Source organism: Neogemmobacter tilapiae (genome assembly GCF_014652215.1).
Lineage (GTDB): Bacteria > Pseudomonadota > Alphaproteobacteria > Rhodobacterales > Rhodobacteraceae > Neogemmobacter > Neogemmobacter tilapiae.
This window is the reverse complement of the sequence record NZ_BMYJ01000001.1, coordinates 340,603-360,230: the sequence shown is the minus strand read 5'-3', so window position 1 is coordinate 360,230 and position 19,628 is coordinate 340,603. Positions and strand designations below refer to the sequence as shown.

Annotated in this window: 19 protein-coding genes; 15 read left to right on the top strand and 4 right to left on the bottom strand. The window is 62.5% G+C overall.

Going from position 1 to position 19,628, the window contains the following annotated elements; translation table 11 throughout:
- Positions 1–28: 28 nt before the first annotated feature.
- From dusB to hflX, 9 genes are all read left to right on the top strand, one after another.
- Positions 29–1,012 (top strand): tRNA dihydrouridine synthase DusB, encoded by a 984-nt coding sequence (dusB, locus tag IE095_RS01795; RefSeq protein ID WP_189409788.1) that lies wholly within the window; start codon positions 29–31, stop codon positions 1,010–1,012.
- Positions 1,009–2,115: a two-component system sensor histidine kinase NtrB gene (locus IE095_RS01790; protein ID WP_189409787.1), complete on the top strand. Its 1,107-nt coding sequence runs from the start codon at positions 1,009–1,011 to the stop codon at positions 2,113–2,115. Before dusB ends, IE095_RS01790 begins: the two co-directional genes overlap by 4 nt.
- A complete protein-coding gene (locus IE095_RS01785; RefSeq protein ID WP_189409785.1) occupies positions 2,115–3,494 on the top strand; it encodes a response regulator in 1,380 nt (459 codons plus the stop codon). Before IE095_RS01790 ends, IE095_RS01785 begins: the two co-directional genes overlap by 1 nt.
- 132 nt (positions 3,495–3,626) lie before the next feature.
- Entirely contained in the window at positions 3,627–5,834 is a 2,208-nt protein-coding gene (locus tag IE095_RS01780; protein ID WP_189409784.1) for a sensor histidine kinase NtrY-like, read from the top strand.
- Positions 5,835–5,840: 6 nt separating this feature from the next.
- Positions 5,841–7,259: a nitrogen assimilation response regulator NtrX gene (ntrX, locus tag IE095_RS01775; protein ID WP_189409782.1), complete on the top strand. Its 1,419-nt coding sequence runs from the start codon at positions 5,841–5,843 to the stop codon at positions 7,257–7,259.
- A 249-nt stretch (positions 7,260–7,508) separates the two neighbouring features.
- Positions 7,509–8,885, top strand: a complete 1,377-nt coding sequence (gene trkA, locus IE095_RS01770; protein ID WP_189409781.1) for a Trk system potassium transporter TrkA — start codon at positions 7,509–7,511, stop codon at positions 8,883–8,885.
- 5 nt (positions 8,886–8,890) lie between these two features.
- Complete coding sequence (locus IE095_RS01765) at positions 8,891–10,387, top strand: TrkH family potassium uptake protein (RefSeq protein WP_189409780.1); 1,497 nt, start codon at positions 8,891–8,893, stop codon at positions 10,385–10,387.
- Positions 10,388–10,511: 124 nt separating this feature from the next.
- Positions 10,512–10,745 (top strand): RNA chaperone Hfq, encoded by a 234-nt coding sequence (hfq, locus tag IE095_RS01760; RefSeq protein ID WP_136395097.1) that lies wholly within the window; start codon positions 10,512–10,514, stop codon positions 10,743–10,745.
- 23 nt (positions 10,746–10,768) lie between these two features.
- The gene (hflX, locus tag IE095_RS01755) at positions 10,769–12,082 is read left to right on the top strand and encodes a GTPase HflX (RefSeq protein WP_308428865.1); all 1,314 of its coding nucleotides are present in this window, start codon (positions 10,769–10,771) and stop codon (positions 12,080–12,082) included.
- On the opposite strand, the gene IE095_RS01750 is transcribed toward hflX, so the two are convergent.
- Positions 12,079–12,984: a pseudouridine-5'-phosphate glycosidase gene (locus tag IE095_RS01750; RefSeq protein ID WP_189409778.1), complete on the bottom strand. Its 906-nt coding sequence runs from the start codon at positions 12,982–12,984 to the stop codon at positions 12,079–12,081. The two genes, hflX and IE095_RS01750, sit on opposite strands and share 4 nt — an antisense overlap.
- Entirely contained in the window at positions 12,981–13,877 is an 897-nt protein-coding gene (locus tag IE095_RS01745) for a PfkB family carbohydrate kinase (protein WP_189409777.1), read from the bottom strand. Before IE095_RS01745 ends, IE095_RS01750 begins: the two co-directional genes overlap by 4 nt.
- A gap of 99 nt (positions 13,878–13,976) precedes the next feature.
- On the opposite strand from IE095_RS01745, the gene IE095_RS01740 reads away from it, so the two are divergent.
- The 4 genes from IE095_RS01740 to tsf all read left to right on the top strand — a co-directional run bounded on the left by IE095_RS01740 (position 13,977) and on the right by tsf (position 16,403).
- Entirely contained in the window at positions 13,977–14,225 is a 249-nt protein-coding gene (locus IE095_RS01740) for a type II toxin-antitoxin system ParD family antitoxin (RefSeq protein ID WP_189409776.1), read from the top strand.
- Positions 14,222–14,509 (top strand): type II toxin-antitoxin system RelE/ParE family toxin, encoded by a 288-nt coding sequence (locus IE095_RS01735; protein ID WP_189409775.1) that lies wholly within the window; start codon positions 14,222–14,224, stop codon positions 14,507–14,509. Before IE095_RS01740 ends, IE095_RS01735 begins: the two co-directional genes overlap by 4 nt.
- Positions 14,510–14,672: 163 nt before the next feature.
- Complete coding sequence (gene rpsB, locus IE095_RS01730; protein ID WP_189409773.1) at positions 14,673–15,431, top strand: 30S ribosomal protein S2; 759 nt, start codon at positions 14,673–14,675, stop codon at positions 15,429–15,431.
- A 75-nt stretch (positions 15,432–15,506) separates the two neighbouring features.
- Positions 15,507–16,403, top strand: a complete 897-nt coding sequence (gene tsf, locus IE095_RS01725; RefSeq protein WP_189410128.1) for a translation elongation factor Ts — start codon at positions 15,507–15,509, stop codon at positions 16,401–16,403.
- Between the two features lie 241 nt (positions 16,404–16,644).
- Here the strand turns inward: tsf and soxR are convergent, their stop codons facing one another.
- A complete protein-coding gene (gene soxR, locus IE095_RS01720) occupies positions 16,645–17,082 on the bottom strand; it encodes a redox-sensitive transcriptional activator SoxR (protein ID WP_189409772.1) in 438 nt (145 codons plus the stop codon).
- Between the two features lie 76 nt (positions 17,083–17,158).
- Here soxR and IE095_RS01715 point away from each other — a divergent pair, with 76 nt between their 5' ends.
- The gene (locus tag IE095_RS01715; protein WP_189409771.1) at positions 17,159–17,539 is read left to right on the top strand and encodes a VOC family protein; all 381 of its coding nucleotides are present in this window, start codon (positions 17,159–17,161) and stop codon (positions 17,537–17,539) included.
- Between the two features lie 26 nt (positions 17,540–17,565).
- Here IE095_RS01715 and IE095_RS01710 read toward each other — a convergent pair whose 3' ends face one another.
- Positions 17,566–18,354: a helix-turn-helix transcriptional regulator gene (locus IE095_RS01710; RefSeq protein WP_189409770.1), complete on the bottom strand. Its 789-nt coding sequence runs from the start codon at positions 18,352–18,354 to the stop codon at positions 17,566–17,568.
- Positions 18,355–18,421: 67 nt separating this feature from the next.
- Here IE095_RS01710 and IE095_RS01705 point away from each other — a divergent pair, with 67 nt between their 5' ends.
- Positions 18,422–19,603: an NAD(P)/FAD-dependent oxidoreductase gene (locus IE095_RS01705; RefSeq protein ID WP_189410127.1), complete on the top strand. Its 1,182-nt coding sequence runs from the start codon at positions 18,422–18,424 to the stop codon at positions 19,601–19,603.
- The last annotated feature ends 25 nt before the right edge of the window (positions 19,604–19,628 follow it).

Genomic DNA, 19,628 nt, shown 5'->3' with positions numbered 1-19,628 from the left:
CTGAACCTTCAGATGAAAGGAATCCTTCGTGGCCTTTACCCTTGGCACGGTGCCTGTTGACCCTCCTGTTCTGCTGGCTCCGCTGGCGGGAATCACCGATCTGCCCTTTCGGCGGTTGGTGGCGGGCTTTGGCGCAGGGCTGGTGGTCAGCGAGATGGTCGCCAGTCAGGAAATCGTGCAAGCACGGCCCCTGGCGCGGGCGCGGGCCGAGCTGGGCTTCGATCAGGCTTCGACCTCGGTGCAACTGGCGGGGCGTGAGGCTTATTGGATGGGTGAGGCGGCGCGCTATGTCGAAGGCCAGGGCGCGCGGGTCATCGACATCAACATGGGTTGCCCAGCCAAAAAGGTGACCAACGGCTATTCCGGCTCGGCGCTGATGAAGGATCTGGACCATGCGCTGACGCTGATCGAGGCGGTGGTGGGGGCCGTGTCCGTGCCTGTGACGCTGAAAACGCGGCTGGGCTGGGATGATGCGCTGCTGAACGCACCAACGCTTGCGCGGCGGGCCGAAGGCGCGGGGATCAGCATGATCACCATTCACGGGCGCACGCGTTGCCAGTTCTACAAGGGGCAGGCCGATTGGGCGGCGATCCGGGCGGTCAAGGATGCCGTGACCATTCCAGTCGTGGCGAATGGCGACATCACCGATGGGGGCCGGGCGGCAACCGCCTTGGCGCAGTCGGGCGCGGATGGGGTGATGATCGGCCGTGGTGCGCAGGGGCGGCCCTGGTTGTTGGCCCAGGTGGCGGCGGAACTCTTTGGCCAAGCGGCACCTGTGGTGCCAACGGGGGCGGCGCTGGCGGATCTGGTGATTGGCCACTACCGCGACATGCTGTCGTTTTATGGGCTGGAACTTGGCATCAAGAATGCCCGCAAACATCTGGGCTGGTATCTGGAGGCGGCGGGCACCGGGCTGAACCGGGCCATCGTGCTGCAATCTGAGCAACCGTTGCAGGTGGAGCGCGCGCTGATCGAGGCTTTCACCGAAGCCCCAATTCCGGAGGCCGCATGAAGAATTTCACCGCGCCCTATCCGGTACCAGGGGTGATCTGGGCCTCGCTGCCCACTCCGGCGCTGCTGGTCGATGCTCAAGGGTTGATCCTAGAGGTCAATCCTGCGGCGGAAGTGTTCCTGAACGCCTCGGCCAAGGGTTTGCGCGGCCAACCGGCGCTGGACCGGGTGCATATCGACGCGGATATGGATGCCGCCATGGCACGCGCGCGGGCCAATCAGGCGGCCTTGTTCATCAATGACGTGGACGTGACCAGCGGCGAACGGCCCCCGTTGCAATGCACGGTCCAGATCGCGCCGATGGCCGACAATGCGGAAATCATCATGCTGCTGATTTCCCCGCGCGAAATTGCCGATCGGCTGGGCCGTGCGGTGCAAGCGAAAACGGCGGCGAAATCGGCCATCGGCATGGCGGAAATGCTGGCGCATGAGATCAAGAACCCGCTGGCGGGCATTTCGGGGGCAGCGCAGTTGCTGGCGATGAACCTGTCGCCCGAGGATATGGAACTGGCCGATCTGATCGTGGCGGAAACCAAGCGGATCGTGAAACTGCTGGAACAGGTGGAACAGTTCGGCAATGTCCGCCCGCCGGAACGCAAGCCGGTGAACATCCATGACGCACTGGACCGGGCACGGAAATCGGCGATGGTCGGTTTTGCCACGCAGATGACGATAGTGGAGGAGTACGATCCCTCCCTGCCCAACACCTTTGCCGATCTCGATCAACTGGTGCAGGTTTTTCTGAACCTGATCAAGAATGCCGCCGAGGCGGCGGGCCCAAAGGGCGGGACGATCCGGCTGCACACCTTCTATGACCTGTCGCTGCGTCTGCGGCGCAAGGATGGAACGGGCAATCCCTTGCCCCTGCAAGTGGAAATCATCGATGACGGGCCGGGCCTGCCTGCCCATATCGCGGAAGAAGTGTTCGAGCCGTTTGTCTCGGGCCGCGAAAACGGGACGGGGCTGGGGCTCGCGCTGGTGTCAAAGATCATCACCGAACATGACGGCTGGATTGCAGTGGACAGCGTGCCGGGGCGGACAGTGTTCCGCGTGTCGCTGCCCATGGCCCCGGCCGATAAAATCACGAAGAAGGAGCGTTCCTGATGGACGGCACGATTCTGGTCGCCGATGACGACCGCACGATCCGCACGGTGCTGACGCAGGCCCTAACGCGGGCGGGGTGCAAGGTTCATGCAACATCGAGCCTGATGACGCTGATGCGCTGGGTGGAAGAGGGCAAGGGCGATCTGGTGATCTCCGATGTGGTCATGCCCGATGGAAATGGTCTGGAGGCGCTGCCGCGCATTAGCCAGTTGCGCCCCGGCCTGCCGGTGATCGTGATTTCGGCGCAGAACACCATCATGACCGCCATTCAGGCGGCCGAGGCCGAGGCGTTCGAATATCTGCCGAAACCCTTTGACCTGCCCGATCTCATGAAGAAATCGGCCAAGGCGCTGGAATTGAAGCGGCGGGCCAATGCGAAACCGACGCCTGCGCTGCCGCTGCGCGAAGGGGTGGAAGACCTGCCGCTGGTGGGACGGACGCCGGCGATGCAGGCGCTCTATCGGCTGGTGGCGCGGGTGATGAACACCGATCTGCCAGTGCTTGTCACGGGGGAAAGCGGCACCGGCAAAAGCCTGATCGCGCGGGCGATCCATGATTTCTCCGACCGGCGGACGATGCCCTTTGTCGTGGCGCAGGCGGCCGATCTGCAAGGCATGGATGGCCCATCCAGCCTTGTGGCGCGGGCCAAGGGCGGCAGTCTGGTGTTCGACGAAGTGGCGGATTTCGACGAGGATGCACAAGCGCGGGCCGTACGGATGCTGGACATGCTGGGCGACAATGCGCCACGGATCATGGCGACCAGCCAGATTGATCTGTCGGGCAAGATCGAGACGGGCGAATTCCGGCAGGATCTGTTCTATCGGCTGGGGGGGGTGACGCTGCATGTGCCCAGCTTGCGGGAAAGGGTCGATGACATTCCGCTGCTGGCCGAACATTTTCTGGCGCGGGGCGAGCGGGATTTCGGCAGCGCGCGGCGTCTGTCGGGCGAGGCGCGGGAACTGGTGCGGTCGTATGGCTGGCCGGGCAACGTGCGGCAGTTGGAAAACACGCTGCGTCGGTTGATGGTGACGGGCAGCGAGCCCGAGATTTCGCGTGCTGAAGTCGAAGGTGCCTTGGGAAGCCAGCCGACCATGGAACCCCTGCGGGGGGCTGTGGGCGGCGAGGGCGACAAATTGTCGGCCTCGGTCATGCGGCATCTGAAACGCTATTTCGATCTGCATGGCGGTCAACTGCCGCCGCCCGGCGTCTATCAGCGGATATTGCGTGAGGTGGAGGCCCCGCTGATCGAGATTGCGCTGGATGCCACCGCGGGAAATCAGGCGAAATGCGCCGACCTGCTGGGCATCAACCGCAATACTTTGCGCAAGAAGATCACCGATCTGGATATTCGCGTGACAAGGCGGCGCAAGCTGATGTAAAACCGCAACATCCTGCGTGTCAGGCGTGCCGCAAAGCAGCAGAGACGCAAGATATGGCGGTGGTGGAACGTTAATGTCCCCACCAGATTGGGGCAAAAGCGTTTGACGAGCGGGCTTTACGGCAACACATGGATGGAACGCCTGTCGCGTCTGCGGCGCAGGCGCAGGGTGCAGACGGCCCTGACCATTGGTTTGAGCGTGCTTGGACCGATTCTGGCAGTGGCCACCTTTCTGTCGTTGGGGGCTTTTGGTACCGGCACGGATTCGCGGCTGCTGCGGGTGATCCTGCTGGCCGATCTGGTCTATGTGCTGGTGCTGGCCGCGCTGGTTCTGGCGCGCTTGGCCAGCATCGTTTCGGCGCGGCGTTCCCGTTCGGCGGGGTCGCGCCTGCATCTGCGGCTATCGGGTGTCTTTGCGCTGGTGGCGCTGGTGCCGACGATTCTGGTGGCCGTGTTTGCGCTGTTCAGCATCAACCTGGGGCTAGAGGGGTGGTTTTCCGAACGGGTACGCAATGTCGTGGGCAATTCGCTTTCGGCGGCCGAGGCCTATGAGGCGGAACACAAGCAGGGTCTGATTGACGACGCCGAGGCGCTGGCCGGCTATCTGAACGCGGCGCGTTCCAGCACTCCGTTGCTGGCCGACGACCAGTTGCGCCCGGTGCTAAGTCAAGGGCAGGCCCTGGTTCAGCGCGGTCTGCGCGAGGCCTATCTGATCGACGGCGGGGGCGAGTTGCGAACGAGGGGCGAGCGATCCTATCTGTTCGATTTCGAACGCCCTGGGGTTGAGGACATTGCGCGGGCCAAGGCGGGGGAAATCGTCGTCATCCAAGATTGGGCCAACAACGAATTCCGCGCGCTTGTGCATCTCTCGGCCTTTGCGGACCGCTATCTTTACGTCTCGCGGCAGGTGGATGGGTCGATCCTGTCGCTGCTGGATGAAACGCGGGAAACGGTGCAGCTTTATCATCAGTTGGAAAGCGAACGTGGGCGGCTGCTGTTTGAATTTGGGCTTTTGTATCTGGGCTTTGCGCTGATCCTGATTCTGGCGGCGATCTGGCTGGGCCTTTGGTTTGCCGAACGCCTGTCGCGGCCTGTCGGGCGGTTGACGGGGGCAGCGCAAAGGGTTGGGGCAGGCGATCTGGATGTTCGGGTGGTCGAGGATGAGGGCGATGATGAAATCGCCATGCTGGGGCGTATTTTCAACCAGATGACGCGGCAGTTAAAGGGCCAGCGCGAGGCCCTGATCGACAGCAACGCGCAGACCGAGGGGCGTCGTCGTCTTTTCAATTCGGTCCTGACCTCGATCACGGCCGGGGTGATCGGGCTGGATGCGCAAGGGCATGTCGACTTTGCCAATCGGGCAGCCGAGCGGCTTTTGGACTTTCAGGAAGGTGTGGCGGATCAGGCCCTAGCGCTGGCCGTGCCGGAATTCGCCGGGCTGTTCGACCGCGTGCGCCAGGGGGGCGGGGCGGCGGTGCAAGAGGAAATCCGGCTGGTGCGGCAGGGGAGGATGGAAAGCCTGCTGGTCAGGATGAGCGGGCGGCGGAACGAGGCTGGGAACCTTGAGGGCTATGTGGTGGCTTTTGACGACGTGACAGACCTCGTTTCGGCGCAAAGGATGGCGGCTTGGGGAGATGTGGCGCGGCGGATCGCGCATGAAATCAAGAACCCGCTGACACCAATCCAGCTTTCCGCTGAACGGATCCGCCGTAAATTCGGGCCTTTGGTGGGCGAACAGGACGACGAACTGAACCAATATGCGGACGTGATCATAAGGCAGACCAATGACTTGCGGCGGATCGTGGACGAGTTTTCGAAATTTGCACGGATGCCGGAACCCGAACGGCGGGAATGCGATCTGACGCGGCTGGTGCAGGACGCGGTGACCTTGCAGCGGGCGGGCCAGCCGGATGTAGAGATCAAGGCCGACCTTCCGGACGGTGCGCTGATGGCCGAGGTGGATGCGACGATGATCGGACAGGCGCTAACAAATCTGATCAAGAACGCGGGCGAAGCCATTGAATCCAAAGCGCATGTGGCGGGCAATGGTTATCCCGGCGAAATTCGTGTGTCCTTGGGGGTTCAGGGCGAAAAGGTGCTGATCCGGATTGCGGACAACGGCACGGGCCTGCCTCCCGACCGGGCGCGGCTGTTCGAACCCTATGTGACGACGCGCGAAAAGGGCACGGGTCTGGGCCTGCCCATCGTGAAGAAGATCATCGAAGAACATGGCGGGACATTGGTTTTGACCGATGCGCCGGTCTTTGACGGAAATACCCATGCGGGAGCGATGGCGGAAATCCTGCTGCCGCTGCCGGGTGGTCAAGAACAGGTGGGGTAGGGAAACATGAGCAACATTCTGATTGTCGATGACGAACGCGACATCCGCGAATTGATCGGGGATATCCTGAAGGACGAAGGGTTTGGTGTGCGGCTGGCCGCGAATGCCGATGAATGCCTGGCAGCGATCAATGCGGAGCCTCCGGCGCTGATGATTTTGGACATCTGGCTGAAAGACAGCCGGATGGACGGGATCGACATCCTGAAACATGTGCGGCGGGATAATCCGGATGTGCCGGTGGTGATCATCTCGGGTCATGGCAACATCGAAATTGCGGTGGCGGCGATCAAGCAGGGGGCGTACGACTTCATCGAAAAGCCCTTCAACATTGATCAGTTGATGGTGGTTGTGAGCCGCGCGATGGAAACCAGCCGGCTGCGGCGGGAAAACAGCGAATTGCGGCGACGGGATGGGGCACCGACAGAAATGCTCGGGGCCTCGACCGCGTTCCGGGGGCTGAAGTCGCAGTTGGAAAAGGTGACGAAATCAAACGGGCGGGTGATGCTGACGGGGCCTTCGGGTTCGGGCAAGGAAATGGCGGCGCGCTATATTCATGCCCATTCGAACCGGGCGGCGGGGCCTTTCGTGGTGGTGTCTTCGGCGACGATTGAACCGGACCGGATGGAAGAGGTTCTATTCGGGCGAGAAGGGGCGGATCGGCGAGTAGAGCCGGGGCTTTTGGAACAGGCGCATGGCGGGATCGTCTATTTTGATGAAGTGGCCGACATGCCGCTGGGGACGCAATCGAAAATCCTGCGGGTTTTGACGGAACAGCAATTTTTGCGCGTGGGCGGGGCTGACAAGGTGCGGGTGGATCTGCGGGTGATTTCGTCGACCACGCGGGATCTGCGAACCGAGATCTTGGGCGGGCGGTTCCGCCAGGAACTGTATGACCGGCTGAATGTGGTGCCGATTGCGGTGCCTAGTTTGGAAGACCGGCGTGAGGATATTCCTGATCTGGCGAGGGCTTTCATTGAGACCTTCCACCGGACCCAGGGTCTGCCGCCGCGCGAATTGTCGGCGGAGGCGGAGGCGATGCTTCAGACGATGCAATGGCCGGGGAATATCCGGCAGTTGAGGAATGTGATCGAGCGGCTGCTGATCCTAGGTGAAGGCACCGGGCCGATTGAGCCGCGGGAGTTACCCGGGCGGGAGGTCGTTCCGGAAGGGGACGGGCGGCTGGTTCTGGGCGGGGCCTTGGCGACGCTGCCGCTGCGGGAGGCGCGGGAGTTGTTTGAGAAGGAATATCTGCTGACCCAGATCAACCGGTTCGGCGGGAATATCAGCCGCACGGCGAATTTCGTGGGGATGGAACGCAGCGCCCTGCATCGGAAATTGAAATCGCTGGGGGTTGTCACGACCCACAAGGCGGGTGGACGGGTCGCGCATCTGGAGGATGATGAGGATTTGGGGGATGAGGATTGATCGAGGAATTTCACGCGTGAAATAGCAGGTAAGGCCATGAAAGTCATAATGTATTCAATAATACGAATTCATTATGAATGGCCGGTGCATGGCTTTGATCCTTCTGCGCAGACCAGTGCTTGGGAACCGGGGGGCTGCAAAGACAGACTGTGGTCTTTGGCTGCTGCGGATCAAAGCCGCAGCCTTCCTTGACCGAAGCCCCCGTCCCGTGGCACCTGTTCGCCAAGGCAGGCCGCAGAAGGGCAATCCATGAAAGTCATCATCTGTGGCGCGGGGCAGGTCGGTTGGCAGATTGCCCGCCACCTTTCCGGTGAAAAGAACGATGTGACCATTGTTGATGTCGATGGCGATCTGGTGCGTCGGGCCACCGATACGCTGGATGTGACGGGCATCGAAGGCTTTGCCAGCCACCCCGATGTGCTGGACCGGGCGGGTGCGCGGGATGCCGATATGATCATCGCCGCCACGCATTCGGACGAGGTGAACATGGTCACCTGTCAGGTGGCCCATTCCGTCTTTAACGTCACCCGAAAGATCGCCCGCCTGCGCGCCAGCGCCTATATGGACGGGCGGTATGACGAACTTTATCGGCGCGACCATCTGCCCATCGACGTGATCATCAGCCCCGAACGCGAGGTGGCCGAAGCAGCCTTGCAACGACTGGCCGCGCCTGCGACCTTTGACACCGAAAGTTTCATGGGCGGACGGGCCCAGCTTTTGGGCATTGCGCTGGACGAGGATTGCCCGGTGCTGAACACGCCGCTGCGGCAATTGTCGGAACTGTTTTCCACCCTGCGGGCCATTGTCGTCGGCATTCGACGCGAGGACAATCTCTTCGCGCCGGAACCGGGCGATCAGCTGTTCGCGGGCGATCAGATCTATGTGTTCTGTCACAGCGAAGACCTGACCCGTTCGCTGGAAATCTTTGGCAAGACGACGAAAAAGCAGGAACGCGTGGTCATTGTGGGCGGCGGCAACGTGGGGCTGGGCGTGGCCAAGGCCCTAGAGGCCCGGACCGACCGTATCCGCGCCAAGATCATTGAACGCGACCGGGCCGTGGCCGAGGCCGCGGCAGATCAATTGTCGCGCACCATCGTTTTGCTGGGCGATGGGATGGACAGCGAATTGCTGCTGGAGGCGGCGATTGACCGGGCCGATGCGGTGCTGGCCGTGACGGATGACGACAAGACCAACCTGCTGGTGTCGGTGCGGGCCAAATCGGCGGGCTGTCCGATGGCGATTGCGCTGGTGAACGATCCGACGCTGGTGCCGCTGATGGCCCCGTTGGACATTGACGCCTATATCAACCCGCGTGCCACCACGGTTTCGTCGATTCTGCGGCATATCCGGCATGGGCGCGTGCGCGCCGTCTATTCCATCGGTGACAACGAGGCCGAGATGATCGAGGCGCAGGTTCTGGGCACCTCGCCCCTGTCGGGCCGTTTGATCCGCGACATCGAATTTCCCGAAGGCGTGCTGGTCGGCGGGTTGATGCGGGGCGACAAGGTGCTGAAACCGGTCGGGGATTTGAAGATTGAAGAGGGCGACGTGATCGCGCTGTTCTGCATGGCCAAGGACGTGCCCGAGGTCGAGCGGCTGCTGCAAGTGTCGGTTGATTTCTTCTGATGTGGATGCGCCGCCTGTCTGAATTGCCGCTGCTGGTTGTTCTGCCGGGCCTTGCGGCGCTTGCGATGTATTTGCCCGCCCTGCACGCCATGACGCAGCGGGATCATGATATTGCCCGGCCTTTTTTTTACGGTGGGACGCTTGGTCTGGTGCTGACGGTTCTGTTGGCGCTTGCAACGATGAACCGCCGCGCCGACGATCGCGCAAGGGCAGACCTTTTCGCTTTTGTTCTGTCTTTCGCGTTGCTGCCGTTGATGTTGGCGCTGCCCCTGCATCAGGCGTTGCGTGATACGACGTTGCTGAATGCCTGGTTCGAAATGGTGTCTAGCCTGACCACCACCGGGGCCACCGTTTACGAACATGGCCGTTTGGCCCCGTCCTTGCATTTGTGGCGGTCATTGGTTGGTTGGTTGGGCGGCTTGTTCATTCTCGTCGCGGCCTTGGCTATACTCGCCCCGCTGAACCTTGGCGGGGTCGAAGTGCTGTCCGGGCGGGCGCCGGGTCGGCGGCAGGAAGAAACAAGGTTGATTGACCCCGGCCAACGCATTGCCTTGCACCTGGTGGCCGTTCTGCCGGTCTATGTGGGTCTCACGTTCCTGCTTTGGGTGTTTTTGGCGCTGCTGGGGGAAAGCAACCTGGTGGCGCTGACCCATTCGATGGCGATTTTGTCCACCTCGGGAATATCGCCCGTTGGGGGACTGGCCGGATCCAGCGCGGGGGTTCCGGGTGAAATGGTCATGGCGCTGTTTTTGGTCTATGCCATTACCCGCCAAAGTTTGCCGGGGGCTGGTGTGCCGCTGCGCCGTCGCCATCTTTGGCAAGACCGAGAATTGCGCATGGCGCTGGCCATTGTTTTGGGTTTGTCGGTCGCCTTGATGCTGCGCCATACGATTGCGGTGCTGGAAGAAAACGACACACTGGCCGCACGCGGCTTTTTCCCGGCCCTGTGGGGGAGTGTGTTTACCTGCCTGTCATTCCTGACGACGACGGGTTTTGTGTCGGGTGATTGGGATACGGCACGGTTCTGGGCCGGCCTGTCGTCGCCGGGGTTGATCCTTGCGGGGCTGGCGATGATCGGAGGGGGGATCGCGACGACGGCGGGTGGGGTCAAGTTGCTGCGGGTCTATGCCCTGTTCCGCCAAGGCGCCCGAGAGTTGGAGCGCAGCATCCATCCAAATTCCGTGGGTGGGGGGGGCGACCGCTTGTTGCGACGGGATGGGGTCTATCTGGCTTGGGTCTTTTTCGTGCTTTTCGGGATATCCATTGCTGTGGTGGTGGGGCTTTTGACCTTTCTGGGACGCGACTTTCAGCCCGCATTGATGTTCACAATCGGCGCGCTGGCGAATGCGGGGCCCTTGGTCGCCGCCTCGGGCGAAGTGGGGATAACCCATGCCGCGCTGGGGGGCGCAGAAAAACTGGTGCTGGCTTTGGCGATGGTGGTGGGGCGGGTCGAAACCATCGCGCTGCTGGCGCTGTTTGCCTCGAACCGCTGGCGGCATTGATACAACCTTTGGAGGGAAAACGGATTTTGGGGCTGGAACATGCCGGAAAGCCGTTCCATACTTGGTTCAAGGGTCGCTTCTGGCAGAGAGGTGGGCCCGGGGGAGCTGCATAAAGGCAAGAACAATGGCCGCCGATAAACAAAACCTGCAAGACGCATTCCTGAACCATGTCCGCAAGGCGAAGATTCCTGTGACGATCTTTCTGATCAACGGGGTCAAGTTGCAGGGCGTGATCACCTGGTTCGACAATTTCTGTGTTCTGCTGCGCCGGGACGGGCAATCGCAACTGGTCTACAAACATGCGATTTCCACCATCATGCCCGGTGCGCCGATCAACCTGTACGAGGGCGAAGACTGAGTTCCGATCCGTTTGATGATCCGCTGGACGGCCCTGAGGATGATGATGTCCTTGGGGTCTTTGGTCATGACACCGCCGCGCGTCCGACGCGTGCCTATGTGCTGCATCCCGATGTGAAGGGGCGTTCCGCCCGCCGCCTGCCTGAACTGGGTCTGGCCGAGGCGGTCTCTTTGGCGGCGGCCCTGCCGGGCTTGACGGTGGAAGGGGCGGAGGTGGTGCGGCTGTCCAAGGTGCAACCGGCCACATTGCTGGGGTCGGGCAAGGTGGAGGATTTGGGGGCGCGGTTCAAGGCGGCCGAGATTGATCTGGTGCTGGTGGATGGGCCGGTGAGCCCGGTGCAGCAACGGAACCTGGAAAAGGAATGGGGGGTCAAGCTGCTGGACCGGACGGGCCTGATTCTGGAAATCTTTGCGGATCGGGCGCGGACACGGGAGGGCGTGTTGCAGGTGGAACTGGCGGCTTTGGCCTATCAGCGGACGCGGCTGGTGCGGGCCTGGACGCACCTGGAACGGCAGCGGGGCGGCTTTGGTTTCGTGGGGGGGCCGGGGGAGACGCAGATCGAAAGCGACCGGCGGGCGCTGGACGATCAAGTGATCAAGCTGAGGCGGCAGTTGGAAAAGGTGGTGCGGACGCGGGAGCTGCACCGGGCGGCGCGGCGGAAGGTGCCTTTTCCGATCGTGGCTTTGGTGGGTTATACGAACGCCGGGAAATCGACGCTGTTCAACCGGATGACAGGGGCCGAGGTTCTGGCCAAGGACATGCTGTTTGCAACGCTGGACCCGACGATGCGGGGGCTGGTGCTGCCCGATGGGCAGAAGGTGATCCTGTCCGATACGGTGGGTTTCATCAGCGATCTGCCGACGCAGCTGGTCGCGGCCTTTCGGGCGACGTTGGAAGAAGTGCTGGAGGCGGATCTGATATGCCATGTGCGCGACATCAGTCACCCCGAAAGCGCCGAGCAGGCGGCAGATGTGACGGATATCCTGCAATCATTGGGCGTTAAGGCTGAGACGCCGATGATCGAGGTCTGGAACAAGCTGGATTTGGTGGAGGGTACGGCTCTGACGGCCCTTGAGGCGCAGGCAGGGCAGCGTTCAGATGTTCGGGCCGTTTCGGCGCTGACGGGCGCTGGGATTGACGGCTTGTTGGCGGCGATTTCGGGAATGCTGCAAGACCCGAAATCGCAGGTCGAACTCGCGCTGTCTTTTGCCCAGGGCAAGCAGCGCGCTTGGCTGCACGGCAAGGGCCTGGTGCTGCATGAAACGACCGGCGAGGAGGGCTGGACGTTGACCGTTGATTGGACGGCACGGCAGGCCGCCGAATTCGCGCAGATCTAAATCTTTGCCCCTGCAATCTCTGCCGCCAGCCGCGCGTTGTTGCGGACGAGGGCGATGTTGGTGACCAGCGACTGGCCCCCGGTCATTTCGTAGATGTGTTGCAAAAGGAAGGGCGTCACCGCTTTGGCGGCGATTTTGCGGTTGGTGGCCTCGGCCAGCGCGGCCTCGATCACGGGGACAATCTTTTCACGCGGGATTTCGTCGGCCAGCGGCACAGGGTTGGCAACGAGGGTGCCGCCCGACAGGCCAAGGGTTTCGCGCAGGGCTTGGGCCTTGGCGATTTCGGCAGCCGTGTCGGCGCGCAAAGGCGCGGGCAGGCCCGAGTTGCGGGACCAGAAGGCGGGGAACACATCTTGGCCATAGGCCACGACCGGAACGCCGAGGGTTTCCAGCACCTCCAGCGTTTTCGGCACATCGAGAATGGCCTTGGCCCCGGCGCAGACGACGATCACCGGGGTTTTCGCCAGTTCGTGCAGGTCGGCGGAGACGTCAAAGCTGTCTTCGGCCCCACGATGGACGCCGCCGATGCCGCCGGTGGCAAAGACCTTGATCCCGGCCAGATGGGCGCAGATCATCGTGGCGGCGACGGTGGTGGCCCCGGTGCGGCCTGAGGCGAGACAAAAGGCGAGATCCGCGCGCGAGAGTTTCATGACGCCTTTGGCTTGGCCCAGTTCTTTCAACTGCCGATCGGTCAGGCCGATGTGGATCTGGCCGTTCATGATGGCGATGGTGGCGGGCACGGCCCCGGCCTCGCGGATGTCCTGTTCCACCAGTTTGGCGGTTTCGACGTTTTCCGGCCAAGGCATGCCATGGGTGATGATGGTCGATTCCAGGGCCACGACGGGCCGGCCCTTGGCCAAGGCATCGGCCACCTCGGGCGAGAAGGTGAGGGGGAGGGTCATGATCCGATTTCTCCTGAAACATAGGTGGCGGCGGCTTGCAGCGCGGCGGCCAAGGCATTCTGACGGTTTTCGCCGCGACGTTCGGCGACGATATGGGCGGCCATAAAGGTGTCGCCGGCCCCGGTGATACGGGTCACCAGCACGGGCGGCGGTCTGTCTTCGATGACGCCTTCGCCTTGGGTGCCCTCGGCGCAGGTCTTGCCGCCGTTGGTGACCAGCACACGGGCGGCGCCGCGGGCAAGAAGGCCAAGGGCGGCCTCAGGCGCGGTGGCAAAGGGATGGTGGGCGATGAGGCCCGCCTCCTCTAGGTTCACGTAGAGCGTGGCGCTGGGATGTTTCAGCAGGGGCAGCAGGCGTTCGGCCTTGCCTGGGCTGGCGGGGGCGACGCGGAGGTCGGCCTTGGCGAAAAGGGGCGAGGCGGCGATATCGGCCAGAAGGGACTGGGTGAGATTGCCGTCAAGGGCGATGAGACCGGTCCAGGGGTTTTCGGCGGTGCCCAGACGGCCATCGGCGAGGGGGCGGAGGATCTTGTCGCCCGCAGCCTCGAGCGAATGGGCGTCGGCGATGGCGGCGATGAGGCCATTGGCGCCTTCGATGGCCATATAGCGGTCGGTGGGCAGGTCTTCGGAGAGATAGGCGTGGTCGGTCACAAGGCCAAGGCGGGCGCAGGCGGCGAGGAGTTCCGCGCCCTCGGCATCGCGGCCAATGGCGGTGAGGATGGCGGGGGCGAGGCCAAAGCGGGCGAGGGTGGCGGCGATGTTCATGGCGACACCGCCGGGCAAGCGGGTGATGCGGCCGGGGACATCGGAACCCAGACGCATGGCGGTGGGGGAACGGCCGATGATGTCCCAAAGGACAGAGCCAATGCAGAGGATGTCTGGGGTCTGGGTCATGGGTTGTCATTGCCGAAAGCGGGGGGTGGGTGCAAGGGGGGAGTGGTTGCGGAAATACCAAAAATTGGTATGATGGCGGGGAAGTGGAAGGAGAAAGCCATGGTGCAGAACACATCCGTTTCTTTGGGCGATCATTTTACGGGGTTTATCGGCGATCAGGTTCGGACGGGGCGCTATGGCTCGGCCAGTGATGTGATCCGGGCGGGTTTGCGTTTGCTGGAAGAACGCGAGGCGCAGATGAAGGCCTTGCAGGCGGCGTTGATTGAAGGGGAACAATCCGGAGAGCCAGAGGCGTTTGATTTTGACGCCTTGAAAGCCCGCAAACGGGCGGCGTTGAACGGGGCATGACATTGCCGCTGTTTTCGCCAGCGGCGATGGCGGATATCGCGGCGGTCTGGGACTATACTGCGGAACAGTGGGGCGCGGATCAGGCCGATCAATACGTGGACGACATCCGCGATGCTTGCCGTGCTTTGGCCGATGGGCGAAAGCTGGGGCGTTTGGTGGATCTTCGCCCCGGCTATCGCAGTTGTCCGGTGGGGGCGCATCTGATTTTTTTCCGCGAAAGGGCGGGGCGGTTGGAGGTGATCCGCGTTCTGCATGGGCGGACGGATTTCGGGCGGCATCTTTAGCAATCCCCTTGCACATCCATCCCGAACCCGCTAAGGCACCGCCACTTCACAGGCAGAGCTTGGGCTTTTGCGGGGAGAAATCCCGTAGGGTCCGCCGGTTGTTCCCGAATGCGTCGGGGATGAGATGGCTTTGCCGAGGCGCGAAACCGGAAAGGAATTCGACATGGCGCTCCCCGAGTTTACCATGCGTCAGCTGCTGGAAGCTGGCGTTCACTATGGCCACCAAACGGCCCGCTGGAACCCGAAGATGGGTGAATACATCTACGGCGACCGCAATGGGATTCACATCCTTGACCTGACGCAGACTGTTCCGATGCTGGATCAGGCGCTGAAAGTCGTGCGTGATACCGTCGCCAAGGGCGGGCGTATCCTGTTCGTGGGCACGAAGCGTCAGGCGCAAAAGCCGGTGGCTGAGGCCGCTGAGCGTTGCGCGCAGTTCTACATGAACCACCGCTGGCTGGGCGGCACGTTGACCAACTGGAAAACCGTGTCGAACTCGATCCAGCGTCTGAAGCAGATTGATGCTTTGATGGCGGATGGGGCCGATGGCCTGACCAAGAAAGAGCGTCTGAACATGGAGCGCGAGCAGGCCAAATTGCAGGCTTCGCTGGGCGGGATCCGTGAAATGGGCGGCGTGCCGGACCTGTTGTTCATCGTGGACGTGGGCAAGGAAGATCTGGCGATCCTGGAAGCGCAAAAGCTGGGCATTCCGGTGGTGGGTGTGGTGGATACCAACAACTCGCCCAAAGGCGTGAACTATGTGATTCCGGGCAATGACGATGCGGCCCGTGCGATCCAGCTGTATTGCGATCTGGTGGCCCGTGCGGCGCTGGACGGGATGTCGGCCCATATGGGTGCGGCTGGCGTGGATCTGGGCGCGTTGGAAGAAGCCCCGGAAGAAGAAGCTGTCGCCGAGGCCTGATTTCGGGCCTTTGACATGGAACTGTTGCCCGGCGGGCGTAAGGCGCGCCGGGACCATATCTTTGAGGAGACGGCGATGACGATCACCGCACAAATGGTAAAAGAACTGCGCGATTCGACCGGCGCAGGGATGATGGATGCGAAAAAGGCGCTGACGGAAGTCAACGGCGATATGGAAGCGGCCGTCGATTGGCTGCGCACCAAGGGTCTGGCGAAGGCCGCCAAGAAAGCCGACCGCGTGGCCGCGGAAGGTCTGGTTGGGGTTGCGGTTGTCGGCGGCAAGGGTGTCGCGGTCGAAGTGAACTCGGAAACCGACTTTGTGGGCAAGAACGCCGACTTCCAAGCGCTGGTACGTGGGATCACGACGGCAGCCTTGAATGCGGCGGATCTGGAAGCGCTGAAGGCGGCGGATCTGGGCGGCAAGCCGGTGGAAACCGCGCTGAACGAAACGATTGCCGTGATCGGCGAAAACATGACGCTGCGCCGGATGGCGAGCATCGAAGGCGACTCGGTGGCCTCGTACGTGCACAACGCGGCGGCGGATGCTTTGGGCCGGATCGGCGTTCTGGTGGCCTTGAAGGGCGCAGACAACGGCATTGGCAAGCAGATTGCGATGCACATCGCGGCGTCGAACCCGCTGTCGCTGAACGAAGCGGCGATGGATGCGTCGGTGCTGGAGCGTGAGCTGGCGGTGCAGACGCAGAAGGCGCTGGAAGAAAACGCCGCCTCGGCCAAGCCGAAGCCGGAAGCCGTGATCCAGAACAACATCATTCCGGGCCGGATGAAGAAGTTCCTGGAAGAAGTGACGCTGGTGAACCAGAAGTTCGTGGTGAACCCGGACATCACTGTGGCGCAAGCGGCGACCGAGGCTGGGGTGGAAATCCTGGGCTTTGTGCGGATGGCCGTGGGTGAGGGCATCGAGAAGGAAAAAGAGGACTTTGCGGCCGAAGTCGCGAAGATGACGCAGGGTTAATCCTGCTCTCTGATTGGCTGAAACAAAAACGGCGCGGTCCCCTTAGGGGGCCGCGCCGTTGAGTTTGACCGGTCGAGGGGGACAAGCCCGGCCGATGGTATCCGAAACGGCAACCTTGGGGAAAGGTTCCGGCGGCGGATACAGGCACCTGTGTCAAGGAACGCCGACAACAGCGCCCGGTTCCCTGTTTGAATAAAATCTGGCCGTTGGGCGAGTGCGGCAAACCTGACCTTGATTCTGCTTAAACGCATAAACTGCGTGCGCCCGGACCCTGTTGGCCCTTGATATCTGCGGGATTGTGCAGGGCGCAGAGTTCCAGCGACAGGCATCCGCAGCCGATGCAGCCATCCAGTCGGTCACGCAACGCGGTCAGCTGCGCGATACGGCTTTCCAGATCGGCGCGGATATCGGTGGAAATGGCAGTCCAGTCTTGGCGGCTGGGGGCCCGGCCCTGCGGCAGGTGGCGCAGGCTTTCGGCGATGCGCGCGAGCGAGAGGCCAAGGCCTTGGGCGACCATGGCATAGGACAGGCGGCGCAGATCGCTGCGGTCATAGCGACGATGACCGCCTGCATTCCGCAGGGGCGAAAGGATGCCCATGGATTCGTAGTGGCGAATGGCGGAAACGGCCAGTCCGGTGCGGGCGGCAAGATCGCCGATGGTCAAACCATGGGCCTTCATCACATTCCCCTTGATCTAAAGTGCACTTAAGAAATTATCAAAAGAGCCATGCGAATCAATCCGGAAAGGGAAGATCATGGCAAGGCTGGAACATGTGAATGTGACGGTGGGGGATGTGGACGCGACGGCCGGGCTGCTGGTGCGGCTGTTTGGCTGGCACGTGCGCTGGCAAGGGCCTTCGATCCACGGCGGGCGGTCGGTGCATGTGGGCACCGAGGACCAGTATCTGGCGCTGTATTCGGGGGCCGAAGGTGTGTCGCTGGGACGGATGGACACCCATGGCCAGCGGGGTGGGCTGAACCACATCGGGCTGGTGGTGGATGATCTGGAGGCGGCAGAACGGGCGGTCTATGCCGAAGGGCTGACGCCGACGGCCCATGCCGATTATGAACCGGGGCGACGGTTCTATTTCTGGAGCCGGGAGGGGGTGGAATACGAGGTGGTGAGCTACCGCTAGGCAGGGTCGGGATCTGTGGCTGGGCCTTAACCGACCAGCCGCAGGTTCATTCCCGCATGGGCGGGGCGCTGGAAAATGCGGTTCAGCATTGTGCCCTTGGCCACGGCCTGCGCTGTGGTGTCCACGTCCAGCGCATGTCGGGCCAGTCGCAGATGCTTTTCGACCATCGCGGGACTGATGCCCATGATGATGCCGATATCCTGCGCTGTCTTGCCGTCAGCAACCCATTCCAACACCTCGCGTTGGCGTTCGGTCAACTGACGGCGGCGGTTCGCCATCGGCAGTTGCACGATCTTGAGATGCATCAGATGGGCCAAAGCCTCGATCTCTTTGCCCCAAGCGGACCACAGGACATCCAAGTCATCATGGCTCATCCCCGGATCAGCGGCCAGACCGAGTGCCCCCTTGGCCCGGGCCGAAACCTCGGGAAAGCTGATCGAGACACCGGCGAGCACGCCGGCCGCCCGGTTCACCTTCATCGCCTCCATTTCCTGGGGGCTAAGCTCGCCCTTCAAGGCCGCCTCTTCCACCCAGCGCCAGGTGCAGGTGCCAGTGTTCTGCGTCACCCAGCGGAACATCGCGGTTTTCGCGTATAGACCGCCTTGGAAATAGAGGCGCGAATAGTCGGCGGGGTAAGAGGACACGAACAGCAGATCATCCGGGTCGCCGACGGAACGTTCCCGGCGGAACCGGGTAAAGCCATAGGTGGCGCGGGCCAGCCCGTGGCCCCGGAAATAGCGGACCGCATGGTCCCAGACTTCGTCCACCGATTGGGCATGGGCCACGGCATTCATCACGTCCAAGACGTCTGGCATGGGTCTTTCCCGTCTTTGGTTGTCCGACCCTTGTCTTAGCGGGCGGCTTCGTGGTTTGTCCATGATCATGACAGAGGAGTCGGTGATGCAGGACGTGGTGATTGCGGGCGGTGGGGTGATGGGTTCGGCGGCGGCCTGGTGGCTGGCCAAGATACATCCGGGCATCACGGTGACAGTGGTGGAGCCTGACCCCAGCTATGCCAAGGCGGCCACGGCGCTTTCGGTCGCCTCGATCCGCAGCCAGTTTTCAACCGCTGTGAACGTGCAGATTTCCCGCTTTGGTGTCGATTTCATCCGCAACTTTACCGAACATCTGGGGCCGGGGGCGGGCGATCTGGGTCTGCGGGAAAATGGTTATCTGTTCGTCACCTCGAACCCCGACAATGTCGCGCTGATGCGGGAACTGGCGGAAATGCAGCGTTCGCATGGGGCTGCCACGCAGATCCTTTCGGCCGATGAGTTGCGGGCGAAATATCCTTGGATGAACTGCGATGATCTGGCGGCGGGTTCCTTTGGGCCGCGGGACGAGGGTTGGTTCGACAACATGGGCCTGCTGGGTGGGTTCAAGGCCGCCGCGCGGGCCATGGGGGTGCGTTATGTCACCGACCGGGTGGTGGGTGTGCAGGTGGCCGGGGGGCGCGTGCAGGGCATGACCTTGGAAAAGGGTGGCGATCTGCCCTGCGGGGCGCTGGTGAATGCGGCGGGAACGGGGGCCACGGCCATCATGGCGCTGGCGGGGCTGGCCCATCCGGTGGAACCGCGCAAACGCACCGTCTTTGTCATCGACGCGCCCAACGCGCGGCACCCCGAGGCCCCGCTGCTGATCGACCAGGGTTTCTATCTGCGCCCCGAAGGGCCGCATTGGATCACCGCCACGGTGCCTGCCGATGACCAGGCCTGCGACATCAACGATTTTGATCCCGACCTGCATCTGTTTGAAGAGGTGATCTGGGAACAGCTTTACCACCGCGCACCGGGTTTCGATGCGGTCAAGGTGATCCGGCATTGGGTGGGGCATTACGACTATAACACGCTGGACCAGAATGCGATCGTCGGGCCGCATCCGGAACTGCCGAACCTTTACCTGATGTCCGGCTTTTCTGGCCACGGCTTGCAGCAATCGCCCGCCTTGGGCCGGGGCATTGCCGAACATATCCTGACCGGGGGTTGGCAGACGCTGGACCTGTCGGATCTGGGCGTGGAACGGGTGCTGGCGGGACGGGCGTTCCGTGAAAGGGCGGTGGTCTGATTTGGGGCACGACGTCCCCTTTCCC